Below are 1,780 nucleotides of genomic sequence, written 5' to 3'. Positions count from 1 at the left end.
GGGTGGCGGAGGACGTTTTCCTCGCGGCCCGGGCCCACGCCCACGACGCTCACCCTGGTGCCGCAGAGTTCCTCGATACGGGCGACGTAGCGGCGGGCGTTCTCCGGGAGCTCGTCCTCGGTCCTGGCCTTGGTGATGTCCTCCCACCAGCCGTCGAGCTCCTCGTAGATCGGAGTCGCGTGGTGGAAGTCGGTCTGGGTCATCGGCATGTCGTCGAAGCGCTCGCCGTTGATCTCGTACCCGACGCAGATCGGCACCTTCGGCAGGCCGGTGAGCACGTCCAGCTTGGTGACGACCAGGTCGGTGACGCCGTTGAGGCGGCAGGCGTACCGGGCGACGACGGCGTCGAACCAGCCGCAGCGCCGCTCCCGGCCGGTGGTGGTGCCGTACTCGTGACCGATCTTGCGCAGGTGCTGCCCGTTGTCGTCGAAGAGCTCCGTCGGGAACGGCCCGCTGCCGACGCGCGTCGTGTACGCCTTGCTGACCGCGATCACCTTGCTGATCGCGGTCGGCGGGATGCCGGCGCCCACGCAGGCCCCGCCGGCCGTCGGGTTCGACGAGGTCACGAAGGGGTACGTGCCGTGGTCCATGTCGAGCATGGTGGCCTGGGCGCCCTCCAGCAGGACCGTCTCGCCGCGGTCCAGCGCGTCCCAGAGCATGACCCGGGTCTCGGCGATGTACGGCTTGAGCCGCTCCGCGTACCGCAGGTATTCCTCGACGGTCTCCTCGACGTCGATCGCCTTGCGGTTGTAGATCTTGAACAGGAGCTGGTTCTTCTCGCGCAGCGCCAGTTCCAGCTTCTTGCGCAGGATGCCCGGGTCGAGCAGGTCCTGCAGCCGGATGCCCATCCGGGCGACCTTGTCCCCGTACGCGGGGCCGATGCCCCGGCCGGTGGTGCCGATGCGGGAGCTGCCGAGGTAGCGCTCGACGACCCGGTCGAGGGCCCGGTGGTGCGGCATGATCAGGTGCGCGTCGCCGGAGATCCGCAGGCGGCTGACGTCGACACCGCGCTCGGCGAGCCCGTCGATCTCGGCCAGCAGCACCTTCGGGTCGACCACGACACCGTTGCCGATGACGATCATCGCGCTCGGGGAGAGCGCACCCGACGGCATCAGGTGCAGCGCGTACTTCTGGCCGTCCGGCGTGATCACCGTGTGGCCGGCGTTGTTGCCGCCGGAGTAGCGCACGACGTAGTCGACCCGCCCACCCAGCAGGTCGGTAACCTTGCCCTTGCCCTCGTCGCCCCACTGGGCACCGAGGAGCACGATCGCTGGCATCTCTTCGCCTCCAGAAGGCTCGGGTGCCAGGTGGCGACCGGTCAGCGAGCCCGGGGTGTCAGGCTAACAAGTAGTGGCGGCGCGGCCGGCAGGGGTCGCGTCGGGAGGCAGGAGGCCTTTCCGTGTACGACGTGGTGCTGCTCACCCTCGGCTCGGACCGCGACGCGTCCGGCGGGGCCTGCGGCAGCGGCGGCTGCTGCGGCGCGGCGCCTCAGGAGGGGGCCGTCCCGACCGCCGCCGACGCGACCGACGGCACGACGACCGACGTTGGCGCCCCCGCCAGCGGCACGACCGACGGCGGCACGACAGCCAGCCGCGCGACGGCCGACGCCTGCGCCCCCGCCGGTGGCGCGACGGCCGACGCCTGCGCGGCCGGTGACGCGACAGCCGACGAGCGCTGCGACACCCCGCGGGTGCCGGTGCTGGCCTGCGCGGACGCGCTCACCGCCCGGGGCGCCCGGGTCGAGACGGTCACCGCCCGCTCCGACGCCGAGATCGACGAG

1 protein-coding gene and 1 pseudogene are annotated in these 1,780 nt (G+C 71.9%); one reads left to right on the top strand and one right to left on the bottom strand.

Translation table 11 applies throughout. The features are described from left to right. The coding region (locus F6X68_RS32500; RefSeq protein ID WP_151457814.1) for an adenylosuccinate synthase at nt 1–1,277 on the bottom strand (1,277 nt) is incomplete at its 3' end. A 122-nt stretch (nt 1,278–1,399) separates the two neighbouring features. On the opposite strand from F6X68_RS32500, the pseudogene F6X68_RS32495 reads away from it, so the two are divergent. Further along, nucleotides 1,400–1,780 (top strand): annotated as a pseudogene (locus tag F6X68_RS32495) (hypothetical protein); the annotation flags it as partial.

The sequence above is a fragment of the Micromonospora sp. AMSO12t genome (assembly GCF_008806585.1).
In the GTDB taxonomy this organism is placed as follows: domain Bacteria; phylum Actinomycetota; class Actinomycetes; order Mycobacteriales; family Micromonosporaceae; genus Micromonospora; species Micromonospora reichwaldensis.
Note: the sequence above shows the minus strand (reverse complement) of the source record. Positions and strands in the feature narration are given on the sequence as shown.